Here is a 20,631-nt window from a genome sequence, read left to right as displayed (position 1 = left end):
CATCCCCCTCTTTCTTACCACAGTTACCGTCCGACCGCCATTCACGGCACGCCTTCCGTTCTCTTCTTCGTTCGCCTCTCCATCTGAAAGCTTCTCTTTTGTCCACCTCCCGCACAGGTCTGACTTATCCACAATTCTTTTTATGGCATTTTATCCACAACACACAGACCATTACCGTCAAAACATTTTTTCTATATCCTTACGGCAGTTTCACAATATCCCAGATATCCGCCGGCTCAAATCCAAGTTTCCAGCATGCGACACCCGCAAGGTTGTTGTTCCGGATCAGATCCATCTTTAAGCCGATTGACCGTTCTTCCTCCATCCAGATGCTGTAAGTCGTCCCATTTTCCGTCTTTTCGCCGTAATACTGTCCAAGTGCATCCTCCCAGGTCAGCTCAACCTGATTGTCCTGAACCCACTGCTTGGCTTTCGTGATTCCCATTGCCTGAGAAGTCACCCCATTTGCATCCTCCTGCCAGACACGCGTGTAGAACGGAATTGCACTGATCAGTTTCTCCTTCGGAACTTCTCTCAGCGCATCCTCGATTCCCTGTTCCTCATATCCAAGAGATGCAACCGAACCTGCCTCACCGCCTGCATAGTGCTCATCGTATCCCATAATCACAACATAATCTGCCACACGTCCCTGCTCGGCACGGTTATAAAATGCCGTGTACGCCGAAGGCACGTAAGTATCCACAGAGAGAACAATTCCATTTTTTCGACAGTCCACAGAGAGTTCCCGGATGAACTGCACATAGTGCGGTCCCACAGAAGATTTTATTCCCTCAATGTCCAGATTGATTCCGTCGATTCCGTACGCCTGCACATCTCTCATCAGCCCGGCAATCAGTTTCTTTCTCGCCGACGTATCCGAAAAAAGCACTCCCGAATCCACATTGTCGCCTTTATTGAAGTTATCGAGAACTGCCCACACCTGAGCTCCCATCGCATGAGCTTTCTGTACGTAGGAGCGATCTGCCAGACACTCATAATTTCCCTGATTGTCCGTCAACAGAAACCATGTCGGGGCAATCACATTGACTCCCTTGGTATTTGCCATCAGCTTTTCGAGCGTCTGATTGGCGTCCTTCGTCATCACCTGATGCCACACCAGACAGATCGGCTCATTCATCGAAATATTCGTGTAAACCGGCTCCTCAAAATGACTGACCGGCTGCTCCTCGCTGCGGTCTTTCAGTACACGGTTCTTGACATATCCGAGATAACCATCCTCCGTCCGGACTTTCGACCAGTTCTCCATCTCATCGAGAATCGTGACCGTGCTTCCCTTCGCCTCGTCTGTGACAATCTTGCTCTTGACTCCTCCCCGGACACGAATCGCTGTCTTCTTTTTCAGAACTGCCTTCTCCTCGGCATCCCAGCTGCTGTCCAGAAAGATTCTCTTTGCCTCTCCATCGGTAAATGTCTCCGTCCGGATATCTGTATATTCCTGAACAAGCTCTGCCGATATCCAGACCTGATCGTGGTCTTTTGGATCTTCTATAAACAACGGTTTCCCGTCGTCAGAACGCTCATCTGCTCCCATATAGAGGATGGATTCCGGAAAGGTGTAAATCAGCTGCTCATCTGACTCATCCCAGTAGAACCGCTCGTTGATGCTGTTGCTCACCCAATCCTGCGGAAGATACACCTCATCTTCCACCATCTTTCCCTTGATTCCATCTGTCACCTGACCATTCCAGATGATCGCCACCTCATCCTGGCTGACTGCAAACACTTCCTGAATATCTGCCCGCTCTCCAGACGGCCCCAGATATTTCCATGCCACAGCACCTCCCGCCGCAGCTGCAAAAATCAAGGCCACCGCAGCCAGTCTCGCAAATGAAATAAAATGTTTCTTTCGTCTTCTCCGCTTCATCAGCCGGTTTCTCCTCTTTTTCAATTTAATGACGCTACTCGCGATGAACAAGTAAACTTGTTCCGGCTCGTTAACGCTCATTAATGGCGCAAGAAAAACAAATGCCTGCTTCGCAGTCGCTTGTTTTTCTTTTGCGCTCATTATATCATAAAATAGGAGTTCCCTCTCTTACATTTTCCTGACTATTCCCGCCCCATGCTTCTGTTCCTTCCAGGCTGAATTGGAATTCTCTCAAAGCCCCACCCCTTCCTGTGACAGGACGGCTTTGTTCTGTCACAGACACTCACTTATTATATACAAGATCAAATCGAATCTGTTTTAAAATCTTTTTTCCTGTTCGAAACTGCATTTGAAAATCCTGAGATTCCAGAAACTCTTTCTCTGCTTCATTTCCCGGACAATGGCCATACGGATCCGTCCCCTCTCTCACGCTTTCCGCCTGTCCCGCTTCTTCATCCTCGAATCTCTTCTGGATTTCTCTCTTTCGATCGGCAATCTCTGTCTCGGGAGCATCCTCAAAAATGTAATCTCCCATGTAAAATCCGCCGTCGCTGCGAACCTCAAAGAGTTTCTTCCACAGTGTATCATCCGCCTCCTTTCCGTCAATTAGGACAGAAATTCCCTTCTCCTGATAACGCTTGAACCCTTGCACAAAAGCATTTCTGCGCCGTGCATTCAGTCTCCATTTTCTATTACCCATGTTCCCCCTCCTGTTTTGGACAACAGTCCAGACGACCGGGAGGTATAAGCCGTGACACAAATCTCTCCTGCCTGTTCTGTTGTCCCGGGCAGCTGCGCCCGTTCTACCGCCAGACGATTCGCATCGCTTCCGCCGACAGTCAGAGATGATTTCTGTTTTCAGACTTTCCTTGACATTTTCTGTCTTCCTTCTGCCCTTCTCTCCGACATATCCGTCTCTCGATCCGTTTCCGGGAATGGTTCAGACTTTAAAATGCTCTCACGGTTTCTACTCATATCTTTCTTTTCTTTCTTTTTCTTCCTTTTCGCATAACTGTGCATAACTGATTGTAGAACTACAAATGTATAAATTGTTTTCTTTTGTCGCGCGCAAAAAGAAGGCGGTACCAATGGCAAAATTATTTTAAGATTCCGTGATTTTGATTTCTCAATGTCTGCCTGATTTTTAGACAGGATCATATCGCTCTGATTGCAGAATTACCTTTCATTTTCATAACTGCGCCATAAATTCAAGACTCACAGTCACAAGCAAAAATTAAAAACAGGGATTTCTCACCGAATGTAAGATGTTTATTTATTCACCAGACGGCTGATAAGAATGTTTCTCTCATCGCCATTGAATATGATGTCCCCTGCAAGAAGCAGGGACGTACAGGAAATCTTTCTTGATGCTAGTTCATCCGAAAATGTCTTTTCTTTCGACAGCTATCATCTCTGTAAAGCCCATTCTAATACAGACTCCGACATTTATCAAGAAGATTTTTCATTTTTTATGTCTTTATTTTCTTTTTCTTTGTCTGATGGGGTTTTCATGTCTGCCGGGCTTTCCATTTCACTGAGGCCCGTGCATGGCAACTATTCCAGGCGCCCTACGCCCTCACGGAGCGTATCTCTCAGAAGGGGATTGTTTCCCCTCCTGAGAAAGCCTGTAATATCTCCTTATTTCCCCATCTGCTTCTGCTGCTTCACTTCTTCCTTCTTTGCTTTCGGCTGTGCCCTAGACTTCTTCGGTCTCTCTATTCCTCCAAACAATTCTCTTAACCCTTCCAGACCGATCTTCTCTCGTTTTCCCTGTTTTTCCCGGCTCTTTCCCAGAATTTCCCGCTCTTTCGCATCTGCAAACCAGTTATCAATCGCTGCGTTAAGACGTCTGTGTCTGCTGGACTGAAGCTTAGTGGACTTTGTAACCTCTTTAAGGATCTTGTGTCCGGCCTCTGGATTCGGCATTTTAACGACTCTCAGCTTTTCATCCGCCATGTACACACCTTCCGGAAGTTCACTTAATCCGGAACCTCTGTAAACCTCCCCTGTGGAAGCGTCTGTATAACCTTTTCTGTGAGGCTGTCCCTGAGATTTGTCTACCATATCCAAATTTGCTGCGTGCTTTTCCGGAACAAAAATCACCCGCTTTGCTCCGTTTACATTCTGCGGGGAGAAAAAAAGAGGATGATCCGCATGCATTGAGTAAATTACGGTTGTCTGAGCCTTATCTCCAAGCGGCATCATTCCCAGTTTCTTCAATTCCTTCGCATCTTCCGGTGTCTTGTTCTGTCGGATATTGATGCGATGTTTTGTCCCCTTATCAGAGAAATATCCCGGAACCGGATCATACTGAACCAGCTCAAAATCCACATTTTTCTCATACTGTGGGTAATTTTCATGAAGCCAGTTTTTGATCTTCATCGCACCGTGGGAGGCTGCAACTGCACCACGGCTGTGACCCTTTAAGGAGATGGTCACCGGTTTTATCATTGCACGATACTCTTCTGCCTTCTTGAAATCATTCTTGTCAGCGGCCGCTTCCGCCTTCCGCTCAAATGCCTGCCATTCTTTGATTACTTTTCCAAGATACACTTCTCCAACTGTAAGCATATACTCTCTGAGATTGTCAATGCTGTAATCGCCCGCATCACGCACACCGCCCAACTTGAGCGGTCCAGGCATCATACAACGGAACTTTCTGATCGTGACGCCATCTTCTGTCTTCTGTATTTTATTTTTTACGCGTATCTTGCTCCAAGCGCCGTTGTCAGTCAGTTTTTTTCCATATTTTTCCATAAGGATCTTATCTAACATCATGATTTTTTTTGTATCTGCACCTTTAATCACCGGCGCTTTTGCGTGCTTTTTCCCCGGATGTTTTCTGGCTGCTCTCACCTGATCGAGCGGCACTTCCGCACTGTATTTGGCAATGATCTCATTATATTTGTTGATCGATTTCTCCGACTTCGGGCGCATAAACCCCGGCAGTTTCTGAAGCAGACTAATTTTATTCAGAATACCGACTTTCTTAAATTTTTTCTCCCGAATGGCTTTTTCCGACACCATCATTCCATCCTCTATTACATGTCCCTCTCCATCGACATTCTTATGCTGTGCCTGAAACAGTCCAAATCCCGAACCGGCCACGTCAATCTCCAGAACATTTCGTCCTGACTCGAGCAGTTTCTTTCCCCGTGAACTGTGAAGGGTTTTTTTATGGTTATTCTCATCAAGTTTGTTGATTCCGGCATATGCATCCTTGCCTATAAATTTTTCAATCGCATCCTGAACATTTCCAAGACCCACGCTCTTTTGATGCTCATTCAATACCGTATGCTCTTTTATCGTCTTCCAATCATGATTGTATTTTATATATGCCATCTGTCATTCCCCTTTTATCTGCGAATCTCCATTCTCAATTTTTTGCCTTAATTTTTATATGTACTTCGTTTGTTTTAACTTTTTGGTGAAATTATATCATACAAATGGATACTGATCAGTTACCCGCATAAATAAAAAAGAATGTGCCTCGGCGCATCCTTGCATATAAAAAAAAGGGACCCCGCATGATTTCTCACGCGGAATCCCTATGATTCGCAAATTTTCCTTACTCCAGAAAAACCTTTACTTTAATAAATTAAAAATAAAGATTACTCCATGGTGTACGGCATCAGAGCGATGTGACGTGCTCTCTTGATAGCAACGGTCAGAGCTCTCTGGTGCTTTGCACAGTTTCCGGTAATTCTTCTCGGAAGAATTTTACCTCTCTCAGATACATATCTCTTCAGCTTGTTGGTATCCTTGTAATCGATTACGCCGTTCTTATCGCCACAGAATACGCAAACTTTCTTTCTTCTGCGAATGCCGCCTCTTCTAACCTTAGCGCCATCAGCTTTATCAGTCTTATTGAATGCCATTGGTATTGCCTCCTTCTTTCAAATATCGTCGCACGCTCAATTTCTCACGCCAACCTGCGCTTAGTTGAACGGCAACCCTTCGTCTTCCACACCATCCGGAATGTTCATGAATCCGTCACCGATCGCACTTGAAGGAGCCGGACGGGAAGCCGGCTGGTAAGAGCCACCGCCCATACCGCCGTTTCCTGCGCCTGCACCCTTGCTGTCTGCAAATTCCTGATCATCTACGATGATGTCTGTGGTATAAACGCGCTGACCTTCTTTGTTGGTGTAACTGCCAGTCTGAATTCTTCCGGAAACGAGAACTCTCATTCCCTGACGGAAATATTTCTCTGCGAACTCACCAGCTCTGTCAAATGCTACGATATTGATAAAGTCTGCCGTCTGTCCCTGATCGCCATCCTGACCTCTGCGACCTCTGCGGTCTACTGCCAGAGTGTATCTTGCGATAGCCATGGAACGCTCGCCCTGTGAGTACCGAACTTCCGGATCTCTGGTCAATCTTCCCATAAGGATTACTCTATTCATACCATCACTCTTTCTAAATTGTATTTACTGCTCGTCCTGCTTCACGCAAAGATATCTTACAACCTGCTCCATGATGCGGATGTGTGCTTCCACTTCGTTAGAGCAGTCAGAATTCTCAGACTCGAACTTGATGAAGTAGTAGAAAGCCTCCTTGGACTTCTGGATCTCGTATGCAAGTCTCTTCTTGCCCCAGTCGTCAACGCCGGTTACAGTGCCGCCAAAGCGGGTGATGTATCCCTGTACCTTCTCCAGTGCTGCTGCTCTCTCCTCGTCTTCGAGTTTTGCGCTCAGAACAACTGCTAATTCGTATTTGTTCATTGCTTTACCTCCTTGTGGTCTCTGGCCCTTGAATTTCATTTTCAAGAGCAAGGATTTATTGTGTCACGAATATTTATTCTAACAGAAAGATTTTATAATTGCAAGTACTTTTTTCACGATTTTTTCTTTAAAAAACGTGGGTTTTCCACATATAAAAAAGAGGACTTCTGTCAGAAATACATGTCCAAAATGCAAATGTATTCTGACAGATAATCCTCTCATCTGAAAAGATCTAAAAAGATGGTGCCAGAGAATGCCAGAGAGTCTCAGCGCTCCAGTCTTCGAATCTCTCTGCGCAGTCTCGGTCCGAACGCAACCGCTAAAATAATCTTTACTGCATCTCCCGGCAGATACGGAATGACACCGACGGCAAGTCCCTCAAAGAAGGTACGTCCAAGCTGTGCTGACAGCCATACGGTTCCGAAGATATAGCAGACTGCAAGTCCAATCACCATTCCGACAACCTCAATCACACGGTTTCCGGAAGAGTGATCCATGAGAAAACCGGCAATCAGGGCCAGGAAAATAAAGCCGATCAGATATCCGCCTGTCGGACCTGCCAGTTTTGCCACGCCGCCGCTGAATCCCGAAAATACCGGAAGTCCCGCAAATCCAAGAAGCAGGTAAACAAGATAACTTAAAGTTCCCGCCTTCATTCCAAGCACATACAGCGCCAGATAGATCACAAGATTCGTAAATGAGATCGGCACCGGGCTGAACGGAATCGGAATCGAGAGCGGTCCTGCCACACAGGTCACCGCCGTCATGACACCGATCAGCGCAATCTGCTTTGTCGACATTTCTCTTCTCTTTGATTCACCAGAAATTGTCTTTTCCATTTCTCATTCTCCTCCTGAAGAGTTGATTTTTTGTATCTTATATCGCAATAAACACCATTATAAACAGAGCGGGGGCTATTGTCAACCATAAATATAATTTTGGTTGACAATAGCCCCCGCTCCATTTTTCTGTTTCCAGCCGATCCGAAAAACGGCTTACTCTTCTTTCTTTTTCAGCGCTCTGGCATTCTTCTCCACCAGTTTACGTTCTACCATAATCTGATGTCCGCATCCCATACATTTCAGACGAAAATCTGCGCCAACCCGCAATATTTCCCATTCCTGACTTCCGCATGGATGCGGTTTCTTTAATTTCACAACATCTCCAACTTCAAAATTCCATTTCTGATTCTGATCCATGTTTCGTCTGTCCTGTCATTTGTTTTGTTCAAGCCGACGTAAGGCATCGACTCTGAGTTTTATTTTCCTGCGAGAACTGCATCAATCGCATCAAGCTCATCCTGAGTGAAATCGCGGTGAGTGAGAACTGCCACATTGTCATCAAGCTGAGAGACACGGCTCGCTCCGATCAGCACACTCGTCACTTCCGGACGACGCATCACCCAGGCGATTGCCATCTGCGCCAGGCTCTGTCCGCGGTTTTCTGCAATCTCATTGAGCTTGCGGACCTTCTCCAGTTTCTCCTCCGACAGATATCTTCCGCCAATGCTCGTTCCCTCACGGGAAGCGCGGGAGCCTGCCGGAATTCCGTGCAGATACTTGTTCGTCAGCGCACCCTGTGCAAGTGTGCTGTACGCGATACAGCCAACACCTCCGCGGTCCAGCACCTTTAAAAGTCCATCCTCCACCCAGCGTTCAAACATATTGTAGCGCGGCTGACAAATCAGACACGGTGTCTTGTTTGCCTTCAGAATATCGATCGCTGCCTGTGCCTGCTCGGCATTATAGTTGGAAATGCCGACATAGAGTGCCTTTCCCTGCCGCACCATATCAGACAGCGCCCCCATCGTCTCCTCAAGCGGAGTCTCAGGGTCCGGGCGGTGATGATAGAAAATATCCACATAATCCAGTTTCATTCTCTTCAGGCTCGCATCCAGACTCGACATCAGATATTTGCGGGATCCCCAGTTTCCATACGGGCCCGGCCAGAAATCATATCCTGCCTTCGTGGAGATCAGCATCTGCTCGCGGTAAGCTTCCATATCTCCATGGAGAATCTTTCCGAAGTTCTCCTCTGCAAGGCCTCTCGCCGGATGACCGTAATTGTTCGCCAGATCGAAATGTGTGATTCCAAGATCAAAGGCGTGGAAGATAATCTCTTTCTGCTCATCAAGCGTCTTTTCAAGTCCGAAATTCTGCCACAGTCCCAGTGAAAGGCGCGGAAGAAGAATTCCACTCTTTCCACATCTCTTGTACTCCATATTGTCGTAACGCTTCTCGTCTGCCTGATATGTCTGCATCGCGTCAGCCCCCTTTTATATTTGTCAACTTACTCTTTACCTGTTATTTTTCTGTTTGTCAACTGCCCAGCCCCAGAGGAAATGGCGCTGCCACCCCCTACTTCTCAAGTTCTGAGAAAATCTCTCCGATCTTTCCACCAAGCACAAGATCCGCCCGGCTGTCCATCGGCGTCACATCCCGGTTGATCAGAACCAGCTTGTCCCCACGGTAATAATCGATCAGACCCGCTGCCGGATAAACCGTCAGAGAAGTTCCGCCGACAATCAGAATATCCGCCTGGGAAATATAGAAAACTGCTTTTTCAAGTGTCTGCTGGTCGAGTCCCTCTTCGTAGAGCACAACATCCGGCTTGATGATTCCTCCGCACTCACAGCGCGGCACTCCGTCCATCGCAAGAATCTGCTCAAGCGTATAGAATTTTCCGCATCTTGTACAGAAATTCCGGTGAACGGAGCCGTGAAGTTCAAGCACTTCTCTGCTTCCAGCTGCCTGATGGAGTCCGTCAATATTCTGGGTGATGACTGCCTTCAGCTTGCCCTCCTTCTCCAGCTTCGCAAGTGCGAGATGCGCCGCATTCGGCTTTGCATTCGGAAAGAGCATCTTATTCTTGTAAAAACGGAAAAATTCTTTTGGATTTCTCTGATAAAAACTGTGGCTGATGATCGTCTCCGGCGGATAATCATACTGCTGGTTGTACAGTCCGTCGACACTTCTGAAATCCGGAATTCCGCTCTCCGTCGAGACACCGGCACCGCCAAAAAACACAATGTTATCGCTCTTGTCAATCCAGTCCTTCAGGCACGCAATCTTCTCTGCCAGATCTTCTCTCTTTTCTCCCATAGCAAACTCCTTTCTGTCTCCCGCTGCACGCCCCCTGAATGCGGAGCACAAAGTACGAAACACCAAGCACGAGACACGAAACGTCAGCACTAAACCACTTCATCAAGAAAAACACCTTTTAACGGCTCAACCACCCGGTCCCACTCGCCGACAGCAGCCGGAACCGAATACCCAAAAAGCCACGCAGTAAATTCTGCAATTTCCACACGCAGATCCCACGCACACTTTTCCACACTCTGTTTTTCCCCGGGTTTTCCACAATCATCGATTCCTTCGGTTATGCACACATCGGCGCGCTCCATCCACGACATCTCATGGTTTAAGTGCCAGATCCAAAGTCCATGATTTTCCGGAATCAGCGGATCTTCCAGATAGAGGCGGATCACCCGCTCATCCTCCCGCACTTCCCCTCTCAGATGAATCGCTTTCACAAAAACTTCCGGGGTGATGATCCTCGCCATGATTGCCGGTTCCCCAGAGTCTTTTTCCTCCTCCGCATACTGTTCTCCGGCATAAAGCAGTCTCTGCTCCACTTCCTCAATACCCCAGAACGCCTGCATCCCTGCAATTCCGTGCCGATCCATCAGAACATCAAAGGTTCCCTGCTCCGATTCAAGTTCAAGCAGAAGACGTTTGAGGTATGACTCGTCGCGCACGGCATAGACCTGGTAGCGGGCAGCCAGCCACTGGTTCATCCATCTCGCTAACTCACCCAGATAACCGCTCCTTCCGGGGCTGTTGTAATCCCTGCCGTCTTCCCCCCTCTTCAGAACCTGCTTTCGCGCAAGTCCCCCCGAAAAAGAGTCAGGGCTGCGAAGCTTCCATTTCGGCTGACGGAAAATAAAGGTAAATCCAAACGGCAGATAAATTGCCTCACTCGCCGGCATCAGAAAGCAAAACGGCATCTTCTCCGTCCTCATCTCCGCCATCATCGCAGTCAGAAGACGTCTCATATAACCCTGATGACGTTTTTGGGGTCTGGTCGCCACACCCACAAGATAATCGACTCTCCACCGCCATTTTCCGACCGCAAGCAGATAGGGATTCTGGTGAAGCATCGCCTGAATCACCCCGTCCTCCCGGATCGCAAGCACCCGGTTATCCTTCATTTTCTCGCTGTAATAATAATCCACAAAAGAACGAGAATCCTCCGAAAAGATGCCCTCCCACAGTTCTCTCGTCTCCTGTTTCTGTGCATCATCCAAATACTCCGGCATTGTTCTTCCTCCTAATGCCCCAAAGAAACCTGTCCTTCCTCTGGGTTACGCCATTTCCCCTCTATCATACCACACCCTGTGTTTATTTCCTAGAGTGGGGGAAAGATAAGACACAATGCGCCCCATAACTTGTTCGATAAGTTCAACATTCAAGCTGATGCCCGCAAATTTCTCTTACTTACCGGAATGTTCCATCATGGTTCTGAGCTCGTCGACGATCACACCTGCGGTCTTTCCGGTCTCATCAATCGTGATATCCGCATACTTCTCGTAAAGCGGAATTCTCTCATCATAGAGATCTTTGAGCGTCATCCCATCCTTGAGTGCCACTCCGCGGTCTTTCAGATCTCCAAGACGCATCTTCACATCCTCATAGGACAGTTTCAGGTAAACAACCACACTGATCTCTTTTAAATGTTCCATCGCCTTCGGTCCGTAAATCACACTGCCTCCCGGAGCAATGACAGAGCGCTCAACATTCAATTCGCTGTTTACCTCTTCCTCCACTTTCAGGAATCCGTCCGTTCCCTGTTCCGCAATAATTTCCTTCAGAAGTTTTCCTGTCTTCTCCTGAATGACAATATCCGCATCCACAAAGGAATAACCGAGTCGTTTTGCGAGAAGAACCCCAACGGTACTCTTTCCCGACGCCGGCATTCCAATCAAGGTAATATTTGTTTTCACTTATGCTTCCTCCTGTCTGCACGCTTTTTCGCAGTCTTCACAGAATTCTCGGAATTCTTTCTGCTGTCTCTATGTTCTCTGCTGTCTCTGCCGCTTTTGCTGTCCTTGCTGCCTTTATCAGACGATTTCGCTTTTTCTTTATTCGCTTTGCTGTTTTTTTTCTCGCCGCTGTTTTTGTTTTTCCGCACAGAAAATCCAAAGGTTCCAAGTGCCTCTCCGAGCTCAAAATATGTTCCGTGAGAATACGCAGTCAGCTTCGAATCATTCAGATGAAAGGTTCCTTTCTCATCCATGTAGCGCTCGTCCACCGAAACGCCAAGCACTTCTGCCAGAAACATATCGTGGGTTCCGAGCGGAATCTGCTGTTTCACTCTGCACTCGAGAATCAGAGGACTCTCGGCAATTCCGGGAGCCGAGATATATTTTGACGGCTGCGGCGTCAGTTTCATCTCCTGAAACTTGTCCACATCTCGTCCGGAGCGCACCCCACAGTAATCCGCTGCAAAAGTCAGCTCCCTGTTGACCAGATTCACGGCAAACTCTCCGGTCTCCTCAAGAATCCGATGAGAGTAGCGCTCCTTTCTCACAGAGATGGAAAGCATTGCCGGGTCGGAACACACGGTTCCTGCCCACGCCACCGTAATAATATTCGGGCGCTCTCCCGGTCTCATGCAGCTGACCATCACAGCCGGAACCGGATAAAGCATATTCCCTCCCCGCCAGTATTGTCTTCCCATATCTTTCTCTCTTTCTCTTTATCTTTCTTTTTATCTTTCTTTATACTTTATACCTGTTAGCTCTGTTATTCAAGCCGACGCTCGCAAATCGTATAACCGTTTACGCCTCACACGCAATCATAATGGCCGGAATCAGCTGTTTCTTTCTCGAAACCACACCCGGAAGCGTCACTGCACATTCTTTTGCATTCAGGTGCTCCGGCTGCTGCTCCATATGGAAAGCCTTCAAAATCATCGTCTCTGCTCCTGAACCCTGACACAGAAGCTCCGTCGACTGCGTCAAAATGTTTGTCAGCATGAAGAAGAGCATATCAAGTCCATGTTCCTCCTGTACCTTCACCATGTACGGGGCAAGACGCGCTTTGAGCTGCTCAAGCTCATCCGCATTCAGCGAGCTGATCTGGCCGACACCGAAGGATACCTTTCCTGCGGAGAAACGCTTGAAATCCTGATAGAAAATCTCCTGCTCACTCTTTCCCTTGAGGTTGCTTCCTGCCGCAAACATATCTGCCGCATACTTGTCAATGTCAATTCCTGCCGCACACGCAAGCGCAAGTCCTGCCACGCGGTCAGTCTCCGTACAGGTCGGGGAGCGGAACAGAAGTGTATCGGAAATGATCGCACTGCACAGAAGACCTGCGGTCTCGCGGTCGATCTCTAAGTTGTTCTCATTGTACATCTGGTAAATGATCGTCGCCGTACATCCAAGCGGCTGGTTGCGGAAAAATACCGGTGAGATTGTCTCCACGGTTCCGAGTTTGTGGTGATCGATAATCTCAAGAATATCTGCATTCTCGATGCCGTCCACCGCCTGGGCGCGCTCGTTGTGATCGACGAGAATGATGCGCTTTCCTCTCGCGCCGAGAAGATTTCTGCGGGAGATCATGCCCTTGTATTTTCCGTTCTTGTCAAGAATCGGGAAATCGCGGTGACGCTTGCTCGTCATCACTTCCTTGATCTCATCGATGTAATCGGTATCCTCAAACGTGATCAGGTTCTCCGTCTTCATGAAATAGCTGATCGGCATACTCTGGTTGACGAGACGGGTCGCCGTGTAAGTATCGTAAGACGTCGTAATCACGGCGCAACCGCGTTCCTGAGCGAGTTTGCGGATCGTCATGGATACCGCTGCACCCTCACACACGATGATACAGGCTGCCTCCATCTCAATCGCACACAGCTGGGACTCGTAGCGGTTTCCGAGGATGACAAGGTCATGAGGCTTGATGTAATTCTCCATCAGATCCGGGTTTGCAGCGGCAATTAAAACCTTTCCCTGATCAAAGTAATCATTCTCATCTCCGACTACCATCGTTCCATCAAGGGTCTCGAGAATATTTTTGTACTGTGTCTTTGCCTTGGAAAGAACATCGCTGTCATAAATGCTCATGTAGGATTTCGCGATATCTCCGACTGTGATCAGACCTTCTAGGACACTGCCCTCGCTGATTGCCGGCAGGGTGACAACATTCTCATCCTGCATCAGATTCCACGCCTTCTTCAGGGAAATGTTCCGGTCTACGCCCTGGGTTCTGCGAATCTCAATATCCTTCACCTGAGTCTTTACATTTTCCACAAGACGCGGAGGTTCCACACCGAAATAGTCCAGCACAAACTGCGTCTCCGCATTCACATGACCGGCACGGCACGGCTCATACTCCATACCGGTCAGCTTCTGTTTCATCCTTGCATAGCAAATGGCAGAACAGATTGAGTCCGTGTCCGGATTCTTGTGTCCAATTACAATTGTCTTCCGCTTCTTTTCGTCCAGCATAATCTCCTCCTTGTTTTGCATTTTTCACAATTTTTCTTGTTTTCGCCTTTGAAAATTGTCGTGTTTTCACAATTCGTTTACATTGTGTTCATATTTTATTCATAATTGTTCCATATACTAAATACATAGAAAACATTGGATGTAACTTGATTTAACCATCAAATTGCACATAGATTTTTCATAATTGCCCCGGTCGGATGAGAATCCGCCGGGGTCTCCTCATTTTCTGAACCATAATTTCTGAGACATCTCTATCACAGAACGGTTTTGAACCCCGGACTTCCAACGTCTTAAATTTTAAATCTTGTTGAAAGACAAGAGCCCGGCAAGCCGGACTCTCATTTTCTCATCTTTTGCTTTTTTAATCCAGAACCAGACGAGCTGCTCCGTAGATTCCGGCATCATTTCCCAGTTTTGCAAGGCCAAGAACTGCCTTATTTTCAGAAATCGGTGTGAAGTGACGATAATATTTATCAATGACATCGATCAGGAACTGACCTGCCTTGGACACACCTCCGCCGATGACAAACATCTGCGGATCCACCGTCATCGCCAGCTGTGCGAGCACAAGTCCGAGATAGCGTCCAACCGTCTCAACAATCTCAAGAGCCAGCGCATCGCCGTTCTTTGCCTCATCTAAAACATCTTTCGCAGTCACATCGTTGCCAAACTTGCGCAGTGCAGACGGCGTATCGGTTGCTGCCATTTTTCTGCGCGCCTCTCTTGCAATTCCCGTCGCGCTTGCAACCTGCTCCAGACAGCCAACTCCTCCGCAGTTACAGTGTTCCGTCTCCTCGTCGCGAACGTGGATATGACCGATCTCACCGGCAAGACCGTGTTTGCCTGCAATGATTTTCTCATCGATGATGACTCCGCCGCCCACGCCGGTTCCGAGCGTAACCATGACGATATCGGTATAACCCATACCGCCGCCCTGCCACATCTCGCCGAGCGCTGCCACATTTGCATCGTTTCCGCTCTTTACCGGAATTCCGCCGAGAAGGTCACTGAGCACTTTCTGCGGGTTTAAGTCGTGCCAGCCGAGATTGACGCAGACCTCCACATATCCATCCGGCATAACCGGTCCCGGTACTCCCATCCCGGCACCAACGATCTCATCTGTATGGATTTCTTTTTCAATCAGGACATGACGAATCGATTCTGCCACATCTTCAAGAATATAGCGTCCGCCCTCTTCCTTGCGGGTCGGAACCTCCCACTTGAAAATCAGAGTTCCATCTGTCTCAAACAGTCCCAGCTTCACAGACGTTCCGCCAATATCGACTCCAATACACTTTTTCTTCTCCATGTCCTTACTCCCTCTCCTTCTCCATTTTCCAGATTTCAAAACCGTATTCCTGTTCGTCTTTTCGCAGCAAAACGGCTCTGTTCTCCGTAAACCATTTCCATGTGTCAAACATCACAAGTCTTCTCGGCTTGATTATAAAAGAAAGCCACTCTGATTGCAAGTATAAAATCGCATACCCGAATTCAGAAAAACCGCCCGAGACAGAACGCTTCTGCCCAGACGGTTTCCCATAAAATATCGAATTGTCAAGGGTGTCAATAATCAGTAGCCGGTCAGACGCAATCAGCCGAGCTTGTGTGCGGTCTCCACAACGTGATCAACCGTGAAGCCGAAGTGCTCAAACAGCTGTTTTGCCGGGCCGCTTGCTCCGAATCCGGTCATCGTCACACATGCACCGTCAAGACCTACGTAGCGTCCCCATCCGAAGTCGCTGAGTGCCTCCACAGCCACACGCTTGCGGACTGCCTTCGGAAGAACAGACTCCTTGTACTCCTCGCTCTGCTCCTCGAACAGATCCATACACGGCATCGATACGACGCGGACTTTCTTGCCCTCTGCGCTCAGAACTTCTTTTGCCTTCACAGCCAGCTCAACCTCAGAACCGGAAGCAATCAGGATCAGCTCCGGAGTTCCCTCACAGTCATCGATCACGTATGCACCCTTCAGTGCCTCACGGCTGCTTCCTGCCATCGGAGTCAGGTTCTGTCTCGTCAGCACAAGTGCGGTCGGAGTTTTCTCGGAAGTCACTGCACTGTACCATGCTGCTGCGGTCTCAACTGCATCGCACGGACGGAATACGTGGAAGTTCGGCATTGCGCGGAACATCGCAAGCTGCTCGATCGGCTCATGAGTCGGACCATCCTCTCCCACACCGATGCTGTCATGTGTGAACACAAAGGTCAGCGGAGTCTTCATCAGAGCGGACAGACGTGCCATCGGCTTCGTGTAATCGCTGAATACGAAGAAGGTTGCCACATAGGACTGGAGACCGCCGTGAAGCATCATGCCGTTTCCGATTGCAGTCATTGCAAGCTCACGGACACCGAAATGCATGTTGCGTCCTGCACGGTTCTCCTTTGAGAAATCTCCCTCGCCGTTCATATAAGTCTTGTTGGACGGTGCCAGATCGGCAGATCCGCCCATCAGGTTCGGCATCAGATCTTTCAGGCGGTTGATCACCTTTCCGGAAAGGCTTCTGGTTGCCTCCGGCTTCTCGGTCTGTGCCCAGAAGCTCTCATCCTCCCAGAGCGCCTTCTTGACAGCTTCCTTTCCGTCAAAATACTTGTTCCAGAGTTCTTCCATCTCCGGATACTCCTCGCAGTATGCAGCGAACATGACTTTCCATGCTGCCTCAACATCTGCCTTTGCCTCTGCTGCCTTGCTGAAGTTCTCGTAAACTTCCTGCGGTACCTCAAACGGCTCTTCGCACGGCCATTTTAAGAACTCTCTCAGAGCTGCCACATTTTCTACTCCCAGAGGCTCGCCGTGTGCGCTTGCCTTGCCCTGCTTTGCCGGGCATCCGTATCCGATCTGAGTCTTGATCGTGATGAAGGACGGTCTGCTTAAATCTGCCTTTGCTTCCTCGATTGCGGCACCGATTGCAGACAGATCATTTCCGTCTTCCACAGTCAGAGTCTGGAATCCAAATGCTTCCATACGACCCTGTACATCCTCGGTGAATGCAATATCCGTGCTTCCCTCGATAGAAATCCGGTTGGAGTCATAGAGTACGATCAGTTTTCCGAGTCCTAAGGTTCCTGCCAAAGAAAATGCCTCGGAAGAAATTCCCTCCATCATGCATCCGTCTCCGCCGAGAACAAAGGTGTAATGATCCACTACCGGGTAATTCTCCTTGTTGAATACCTCTGCAAGATGTGCCTCTGCAATCGCCATACCGACTGCCATTCCCATGCCTGCGCCCAACGGGCCTGTTGTTGCCTCAACACCTACGGTGTGGCCGTACTCCGGATGACCGGCGGTCTTAGAGCCGAGCTGACGGAAATTCATCAGATCTTCCTTTGAAAGATTTCCGTATCCAAACAGGTGAAGCAGCGAATACAGCAGCATGGATCCATGTCCGCCGGAAAGAATAAAGCGGTCGCGGTTTGCCCACTTCGGGTCTGCCGGATTGTGGTTCATGTGGTTCATCCACAGCTCATAGGCAGCCGGAGCGCATCCAAGCGGAAGTCCCGGGTGTCCGGAATTGGCTTTCTGGATCGCATCTGCTGATAACACACGGATCGCATTCACTGACAACGTATCAATCGTACTCATTGGTAATCTCCTCCTTTGGGGTGGTTGTATTTTTGTTACCTTAACTTGATCTCCCGCATCTGCTGCGGTCCCGACACTACAAGAGTGTTCGGAAATCTACCCTTTCTTACCTTTGAAACTGTAAAATCAAATGTGGCATACAGCTTCTGGACCCCCGCCATATTAAAGATCTCACATGAATTCTCATTATACAGAATAATCAAATCATCGTCAATATCAAGGTGGGTATACTCATAGGTAAAATCTTTCGTAAACGCGTGAGTTCCGTCTTTTTTGTAGACCTGAAGACTGTTCGTGTATTCTCCGGAAGGATTTTTGAGCACCATCGCCACATAGTCTTTGTTGTAGCAGACACTCTGAATCTCCGATTCCACTGCAACCTGAGCCACAAGTGACGGGGATGCAATGTTTTCTGTGGAGAAGAACGTCAGCCCTTTTCCCGAAATGGCACAGGAATACGAATTATTCATGTAGAACACACGCGGGACAATCGTTCCGTCAAACGGATCGTCAAATCCTCCGACAATTCGATCCGGAACATTTTTTCCGACCTCGGAAAAATCATAAAACACAACCCGGTTTTTCAGTTCCCCGTTTCGGATGTACACGACGGAACACATCAGCTGGGTGCCGTCATTTGAGAGCGCCGCCCCGAGCACATATCCATCGCCCGAAATGATCGTCTTGATTCCGACCTGAAGCGAGCTTCCGTCACGGTCATAAAACATGACATAACTCGCCGTGGAATCTTCGACTACCGCAGCGACAATTCCGGTTCCCGAAATCGTAACCTTGCTGATCGGAAGCACCGTCGATGCCTCCCCGACTTTTCCCGTCGAACCGAAAATACAGATCTTATTTCCCTGCCGGTCCGCAATCGCCACATACTCTCCCTGTCTCGCGACAATCGGATTCTTCATCTCGTAGCTCTCTGTCCAGACCGTCTTTCCGTGGTTGTCGATATAGGACGCTCCGTCCTTCGTGTACTTGAGTACATTGTTCCCAAAACTCTCGTATCCAACCAGACTTCCCTCATTCAGATCTGTCTGCCAGTCCGTCTCATAACCGACATACTGATAATTTCTCTGGTAATAGTAGAGACCACCCGCCGCTCCACCGATCACTGCCAGCAGAGCTGCAAGAAGGATCAGCTTGCGTCTTCGCGCTTTCTTCTGTGCCAGTGCGACCGCTTCTTCCGATTCTTCCGCATTCAGTTCCGAACGCAACTGCGGCGGGATCGGGGCATCCGCTGAGATCACTCTCTGTCGCAGTTTCTGTTTCCTGCTCTCTCTGCTCATGGAGCTCATATCACTCATGATTCTTTATCTCCCAAATATTTTCCAAATATTTTGTAAAAATGCATTTGCAAACAGGATTCTCTCGGTTACTGCTTGCGCAACGCGTGAACAGTAACTTCTCTCGTGTTTCAAACATGCTCTAGTATATCTCATTTTGAGATACGGGTCAAAATGTTTTACGGATTGATTTGCGGAGGAAGATAAATCTTTTGCCCGGCGGACAGGTGGCTGCCGTCCCCCAGCTGATTCCAGGCACAGATTGTCTCCATATTTGCGAGACTGTGGTATTTCTCCATGCAGATTCCATAGAGTGTCTCCCCGGTCTGCACGACATAGGAGACCGCATCTGATGGAATGGAAACGGGAATCGAACCCGCCTCCGTCTGTGAGTCTGTACCTGTACTTTCACTTGTCACCGCTGCCATCTTACTATTGATCTGCTCTGTCTGCTGATCCGGATGTCCTGACGTGTCCGGGCTTTCTGATGGATCCGTACCCTCCTGATTCTCCTTTGCATCCCCGAGCTGTATCTGGGCAGGCGTCGGATAAACCTCGCCCGGTACACGCTCAATCTCCACTTCACCGCCTGCCTCCCTGTCCGCCTCTCCGGTTATTCCGCTCGTCGTTCCTCCAGCTATTCTCTCGGACAAATTTCCTGCTGTCTTTCCGCTTCCAATTTCACCTTTCAGGATTCTCGTCAGATCCCCCGAACTTCCCTCCGGAATCACAGACGCGATCACAGCCTCCATGCGCTGCATTTTGTGATAATTATTCACCATCGCGACACCGCCTGCAAGCACGATCAGGGAGAGCACCCCGCAGGCTGTCCCGAGTGTCCCCGTCAGACTCCTGCGTTTTCCCGCTTTCACCTGGGCCTCCTCCATCTTTTTCCTGAAGTCACGGATCACCCCGTCCCGCGTCTGGCTCTCAATCCGCCGTGCATCTTTTCTGGAAACCATATAATCCTGCATCATCTGATTTTTTTCATAGTAGATGCTATATCCGCGCAATTTATAAAATCCATCCTCAGAGGCCGTGTACACCGCCTCCTCCCCCTCAAGCCCACTGTTGACATACATCAGCTGGTTCTTTCCGGAAAAATACGTTCCGTGCTGTTTCCAGTAATTGAGAGGGCTGAGCATTGCCCCCGGGGCACCGCAGAGAAACCATCCGAGAACAATGCGTCTTGGGAACATCTGCTCCATATCCCGGTATGCCTTCTTCCAGAGTTCCTCCGAAAATTCTACCTTTTCCCCACCGACACAGGCGCCCTCCATCTCCAGCGCGCCGTCCACAAACAGGTACGGAACACCGTCATCCTCCCTGTTTTCGCCCAGCAAAAGTCCGACCCGCAGATCCTGTCCACCGGCCGGATAGAGACGCTTCAAATATGTATTTACGTAATCCTCCACATACAATTTTAAAACCGGATCCCGCTCTCCGATCTGCCTGATATTTTTCGGCAGCTTCGGATACGGATTATAACACTCTCCCATAATCTCACCATCCTGCCATTTCTTTGTCCTGAGTGTGTTCCCAAATACCTTCCGGCGCCATGCCTGTAAGCGAACACCCTCCGCCATCCGGACAGAACCGCTTTGAACCTGCCAGCCTGTCCAGATGCCTGA

Annotated in this window: 18 protein-coding genes; all 18 read right to left on the bottom strand. The window is 48.8% G+C overall.

What is annotated here, in order from left to right; all coding sequences use genetic code 11:
* Positions 1-199: 199 nt before the first annotated feature.
* Positions 200-1,885: a glycosyl hydrolase family 18 protein gene (locus ACR0QE_RS02390; protein WP_432626787.1), complete on the bottom strand. Its 1,686-nt coding sequence runs from the start codon at positions 1,883-1,885 to the stop codon at positions 200-202.
* 283 nt (positions 1,886-2,168) lie between these two features.
* Entirely contained in the window at positions 2,169-2,585 is a 417-nt protein-coding gene (locus ACR0QE_RS02385; protein WP_432626786.1) for a hypothetical protein, read from the bottom strand.
* A 938-nt stretch (positions 2,586-3,523) separates the two neighbouring features.
* Complete coding sequence (locus ACR0QE_RS02380) at positions 3,524-5,227, bottom strand: hypothetical protein (protein WP_432626785.1); 1,704 nt, start codon at positions 5,225-5,227, stop codon at positions 3,524-3,526.
* 269 nt (positions 5,228-5,496) lie between these two features.
* Positions 5,497-5,763 carry a 30S ribosomal protein S18 gene (gene rpsR, locus ACR0QE_RS02375; RefSeq protein ID WP_177976686.1) on the bottom strand — a complete coding sequence of 89 codons (267 nt, stop codon included), beginning with the start codon at positions 5,761-5,763 and terminating at the stop codon, positions 5,497-5,499.
* A gap of 60 nt (positions 5,764-5,823) precedes the next feature.
* On the bottom strand, positions 5,824-6,291 hold the full coding sequence (locus ACR0QE_RS02370) for a single-stranded DNA-binding protein (RefSeq protein ID WP_432626784.1): 468 nt from the start codon (positions 6,289-6,291) through the stop codon (positions 5,824-5,826).
* Positions 6,292-6,315: 24 nt separating this feature from the next.
* Positions 6,316-6,609, bottom strand: coding sequence for a 30S ribosomal protein S6 (gene rpsF, locus ACR0QE_RS02365; protein WP_177976688.1), 294 nt, complete (start codon positions 6,607-6,609; stop codon positions 6,316-6,318).
* Positions 6,610-6,875: 266 nt separating this feature from the next.
* A complete protein-coding gene (locus ACR0QE_RS02360) occupies positions 6,876-7,448 on the bottom strand; it encodes a biotin transporter BioY (protein ID WP_432626783.1) in 573 nt (190 codons plus the stop codon).
* Positions 7,449-7,604: 156 nt separating this feature from the next.
* Positions 7,605-7,808, bottom strand: coding sequence for a DUF951 domain-containing protein (locus tag ACR0QE_RS02355; protein WP_432626782.1), 204 nt, complete (start codon positions 7,806-7,808; stop codon positions 7,605-7,607).
* 59 nt (positions 7,809-7,867) lie between these two features.
* The gene (locus tag ACR0QE_RS02350) at positions 7,868-8,869 is read right to left on the bottom strand and encodes an aldo/keto reductase (protein WP_432626781.1); all 1,002 of its coding nucleotides are present in this window, start codon (positions 8,867-8,869) and stop codon (positions 7,868-7,870) included.
* Positions 8,870-8,966: 97 nt separating this feature from the next.
* Positions 8,967-9,710 (bottom strand): NAD-dependent protein deacylase, encoded by a 744-nt coding sequence (locus ACR0QE_RS02345; protein WP_432626780.1) that lies wholly within the window; start codon positions 9,708-9,710, stop codon positions 8,967-8,969.
* Positions 9,711-9,799: 89 nt separating this feature from the next.
* Complete coding sequence (locus tag ACR0QE_RS02340) at positions 9,800-10,927, bottom strand: GNAT family N-acetyltransferase (RefSeq protein WP_432626779.1); 1,128 nt, start codon at positions 10,925-10,927, stop codon at positions 9,800-9,802.
* A 174-nt stretch (positions 10,928-11,101) separates the two neighbouring features.
* On the bottom strand, positions 11,102-11,584 hold the full coding sequence (locus ACR0QE_RS02335) for a shikimate kinase (protein WP_432626820.1): 483 nt from the start codon (positions 11,582-11,584) through the stop codon (positions 11,102-11,104).
* Between the two features lie 23 nt (positions 11,585-11,607).
* Positions 11,608-12,348 carry a flavin reductase family protein gene (locus ACR0QE_RS02330; protein ID WP_432626778.1) on the bottom strand — a complete coding sequence of 247 codons (741 nt, stop codon included), beginning with the start codon at positions 12,346-12,348 and terminating at the stop codon, positions 11,608-11,610.
* 100 nt (positions 12,349-12,448) lie between these two features.
* Positions 12,449-14,122, bottom strand: a complete 1,674-nt coding sequence (locus tag ACR0QE_RS02325; RefSeq protein WP_432626777.1) for a putative manganese-dependent inorganic diphosphatase — start codon at positions 14,120-14,122, stop codon at positions 12,449-12,451.
* Between the two features lie 361 nt (positions 14,123-14,483).
* On the bottom strand, positions 14,484-15,431 hold the full coding sequence (locus ACR0QE_RS02320) for an ROK family glucokinase (protein ID WP_432626776.1): 948 nt from the start codon (positions 15,429-15,431) through the stop codon (positions 14,484-14,486).
* 282 nt (positions 15,432-15,713) lie between these two features.
* Positions 15,714-17,705: a transketolase gene (tkt, locus tag ACR0QE_RS02315; protein ID WP_432626775.1), complete on the bottom strand. Its 1,992-nt coding sequence runs from the start codon at positions 17,703-17,705 to the stop codon at positions 15,714-15,716.
* Positions 17,706-17,740: 35 nt separating this feature from the next.
* A complete protein-coding gene (locus ACR0QE_RS02310) occupies positions 17,741-19,021 on the bottom strand; it encodes a DUF5711 family protein (protein WP_432626774.1) in 1,281 nt (426 codons plus the stop codon).
* Between the two features lie 158 nt (positions 19,022-19,179).
* Complete coding sequence (locus tag ACR0QE_RS02305) at positions 19,180-20,499, bottom strand: LysM peptidoglycan-binding domain-containing protein (RefSeq protein WP_432626773.1); 1,320 nt, start codon at positions 20,497-20,499, stop codon at positions 19,180-19,182.
* Between the last annotated feature and the right edge of the window lie 132 nt (positions 20,500-20,631).

It is taken from the genome of Brotaphodocola sp. (assembly GCF_050873065.1).
In the GTDB taxonomy this organism is placed as follows: Bacteria; Bacillota; Clostridia; order Lachnospirales; family Lachnospiraceae; genus Brotaphodocola.
This window is presented reverse-complemented; position numbering and strand designations above follow the sequence as displayed.

Coding starts and splice junctions, on each gene's coding strand:
- ACR0QE_RS02390 (WP_432626787.1), bottom strand. CDS start 1,885: ATGAAGCGGAGAAGACGAAAGAAACATTTTATTTCATTTGCGAGACTG.
- ACR0QE_RS02385 (WP_432626786.1), bottom strand. CDS start 2,585: ATGGGTAATAGAAAATGGAGACTGAATGCACGGCGCAGAAATGCTTTT.
- ACR0QE_RS02380 (WP_432626785.1), bottom strand. CDS start 5,227: ATGGCATATATAAAATACAATCATGATTGGAAGACGATAAAAGAGCAT.
- rpsR (WP_177976686.1), bottom strand. CDS start 5,763: ATGGCATTCAATAAGACTGATAAAGCTGATGGCGCTAAGGTTAGAAGA.
- ACR0QE_RS02370 (WP_432626784.1), bottom strand. CDS start 6,291: ATGAATAGAGTAATCCTTATGGGAAGATTGACCAGAGATCCGGAAGTT.
- rpsF (WP_177976688.1), bottom strand. CDS start 6,609: ATGAACAAATACGAATTAGCAGTTGTTCTGAGCGCAAAACTCGAAGAC.
- ACR0QE_RS02360 (WP_432626783.1), bottom strand. CDS start 7,448: ATGGAAAAGACAATTTCTGGTGAATCAAAGAGAAGAGAAATGTCGACA.
- ACR0QE_RS02355 (WP_432626782.1), bottom strand. CDS start 7,808: ATGGATCAGAATCAGAAATGGAATTTTGAAGTTGGAGATGTTGTGAAA.
- ACR0QE_RS02350 (WP_432626781.1), bottom strand. CDS start 8,869: ATGCAGACATATCAGGCAGACGAGAAGCGTTACGACAATATGGAGTAC.
- ACR0QE_RS02345 (WP_432626780.1), bottom strand. CDS start 9,710: ATGGGAGAAAAGAGAGAAGATCTGGCAGAGAAGATTGCGTGCCTGAAG.
- ACR0QE_RS02340 (WP_432626779.1), bottom strand. CDS start 10,927: ATGCCGGAGTATTTGGATGATGCACAGAAACAGGAGACGAGAGAACTG.
- ACR0QE_RS02335 (WP_432626820.1), bottom strand. CDS start 11,584: ATGCCGGCGTCGGGAAAGAGTACCGTTGGGGTTCTTCTCGCAAAACGA.
- ACR0QE_RS02330 (WP_432626778.1), bottom strand. CDS start 12,348: ATGGGAAGACAATACTGGCGGGGAGGGAATATGCTTTATCCGGTTCCG.
- ACR0QE_RS02325 (WP_432626777.1), bottom strand. CDS start 14,122: ATGCTGGACGAAAAGAAGCGGAAGACAATTGTAATTGGACACAAGAAT.
- ACR0QE_RS02320 (WP_432626776.1), bottom strand. CDS start 15,431: ATGGAGAAGAAAAAGTGTATTGGAGTCGATATTGGCGGAACGTCTGTG.
- tkt (WP_432626775.1), bottom strand. CDS start 17,705: ATGAGTACGATTGATACGTTGTCAGTGAATGCGATCCGTGTGTTATCA.
- ACR0QE_RS02310 (WP_432626774.1), bottom strand. CDS start 19,021: ATGAGTGATATGAGCTCCATGAGCAGAGAGAGCAGGAAACAGAAACTG.
- ACR0QE_RS02305 (WP_432626773.1), bottom strand. CDS start 20,499: ATGGGAGAGTGTTATAATCCGTATCCGAAGCTGCCGAAAAATATCAGG.